Annotated in this window: 2 protein-coding genes; both read right to left on the reverse strand. The window is 69.4% G+C overall.

The window, feature by feature from the left end; translation table 11 throughout:
• A partial coding sequence (istB, locus tag IE206_RS42080) for an IS21-like element helper ATPase IstB (protein WP_189972045.1) occupies positions 1-768 on the reverse strand: 768 nt, incomplete at its 3' end.
• Complete coding sequence (gene istA / locus IE206_RS42085; protein WP_189972047.1) at positions 765-2,183, reverse strand: IS21 family transposase; 1,419 nt, start codon at positions 2,181-2,183, stop codon at positions 765-767. The genes istA and istB, both read right to left, overlap by 4 nt.
• Between the last annotated feature and the right edge of the window lie 69 nt (positions 2,184-2,252).

Here is a 2,252-nt window from a genome sequence, read left to right on the forward strand (position 1 = left end):
GGCCACGTTGGTGTCGCGCTCGATGGCCTTGAGCCGGTTCTTGAGTCTGTAGCTGGGGCCGTTGATGCTGATGACGTCGCAGTGGTGCAGGAGGCGGTCGAGGATGGCGGTGGCGAGGACCTCGTCGCCGAAGACCTGGCCCCACTCGCTGAAGGTCTTGTTCGAGGTCAGGATGATCGAGCCCTTCTCGTAACGCTTGGAGATCACCTGGAAGACCAAGTTCGCTTCTCCGCGTTCGAGGATCTCGTAGCCCACCTCGTCGACCACCAGGACGCCGGGCCGCAGATAGGTGCCGAGCTTGCTGGTCAGCCGGCCTGCCGCCTCGGCGGCTTTGAGGTTCTTGACCATGTCGTCGAGGCTGGTGAAGTAGACCGAGTAGCCGGCCCGGCAGGCCGCGACCGCGAGAGCGACGGCGATGTGGGTCTTGCCGACCCCGGGCGGGCCCAGCAGGGCCGCGTTGGCCTTGGCGTCGACGAACGAGAGGGTGGCCAGGTCCTTGACCTTGCGGGGGTCGAGGTCGGGCTGGAAGGAGAAGTCGTAGTCGTCCAGAGTCTTGTGGTGGGGAAGCTTCGAGGTCCGCAGGCCCTGGCGGAAGCGACGGTCGTCGCGGACGGCGAGCTCTTCGGCCAGGACCAGGTCCAGGAAGTCGAGGTAGCCGAGTTTGGCCTCGTCCGCCCGCTGGGCGTACTGGTTGAGAGCCTCGGCCAGGTGGGGCAGGCCGAGCTTGCTGGCAACGGTGCGGATGCGGGTGGAGACCAGCTCGCTCAATGGACGTCCTTCGCAGGTGAGGTGGTGGTGAACGGGCGGGTGCCGGTCAGCTCGTCATAGACCGACAGGGGACGGCGGCCGACCTCGACCTGGGTGGCTGCGGCCCGGTTCAGCAGGGCCTGCAGCGGACCGGCCTGATCGTCGGGAAGGTCCTGGCGGTGGGGCCGGGGCGGCCCGTCGCCCGTGGTGGTGCGGCGCCCGGAGCCGGTGGGCAGACCGTCCCAGTGCCTCTCGTCGACGACGCGGGCGCCGCGGCCGACCGCCCGCGGATGAACGGCCAGCAGCGTCTCGCCGCGGGCGTCCGGGCTGGTGGAGTGCAGCATGAGCTGGGACTTCGTGGCCCTGATCTCGACCAGCTGGCGGGGGCGGACCTTGCCGGCGGGCACCGAGTAGAGGTTCGCGTCGAAGGCGACCAGGCAGTCCTTGCCGACGTGCCGCAGATGCCGCTGCGTGACGGCATACGGGGTCGGCGGCAGCGGCCGCAGGGCCGCGTGGTCACGGGCGGCACGGTGGCCGATGACCTCGCCGTGGGTGCTGTGGATCTTCGCCCGCCGCAGCGGCACCCAGGCCGTGAACGCGGCATCCATCTCCTCGACGGAGGAGAAGGCCCGCCCGGCCAGGACATGATCCCGGACGATGAGAACCTGCCGTTCGACCCGGCCCTTCCCCGTGGGCCGGTAGGCAGCCAGGACGTCGGGGTCGAAGTCGTAGTGCCCGGCGAACGCCACCGCCTCGGGATGTAGGGGGACTGCCTCGCCCGGCGCGACGTGCCGGCGCACCACGGTCTTGGTCCGGTCATAGACGATCGTCATCGGCACCCCGCCGAAGTGCGCGAACGCCTGCCGGTGGCAGTCGAAGAACGTCGCCAGGTCCTGGCTGGTGGTGAAACAGCAGAACGGATCACGCGAGTACGACAGCGTCATGTGGAACGAGTAGACCTTCGGGATGCCCATATGGGCCAGGACCTTGCCCTCGTCGCCCCAGTCGACCTGGGCCTGGGCCCCGGGCACCACCTCGAACCGGCGGTGCAGCCCGGCCAGTTCGCCCGGGCCGATGCCCAACTCCTCGGCGATACGGGGCCTTGCCTCCTGCAGATAGAGCTTGACCCGCTGGTAGTTCCCGGTGAACCCGTACTGGTCGACGAGCCGCTCGTGGACCACCGACGCCTTCAGCAGCACCTCCGCCCGCAGCATCGCATCGATCAGCGGGGCCACCTCGTCCACCACCCGACGGCGGGGACGGCCGTTCGACGTCCGCCGCGGCGGCGCACTCGGCGACTCGCCGGACAGGTACTTGCGGACCGTCCGGCGGTTCAGCCCCGTCTCCTTCGCGATCTCCGACAGGCTCATCGCCCCGGACGCGTGCAGACCACGGAACCGCCGCAACTCCAGCCAGCGTTGCGGGTCCAAGACCACAAGCCCACCGTCCTCCGCCACCCCGAACAGACCAAGCAGCAGAGTGACGGACTACAGCCCCGCACACCT

The sequence above is a fragment of the Streptomyces violascens genome (assembly GCF_014649955.1).
GTDB classification, from domain to species: domain Bacteria; phylum Actinomycetota; class Actinomycetes; order Streptomycetales; family Streptomycetaceae; genus Streptomyces; species Streptomyces violascens.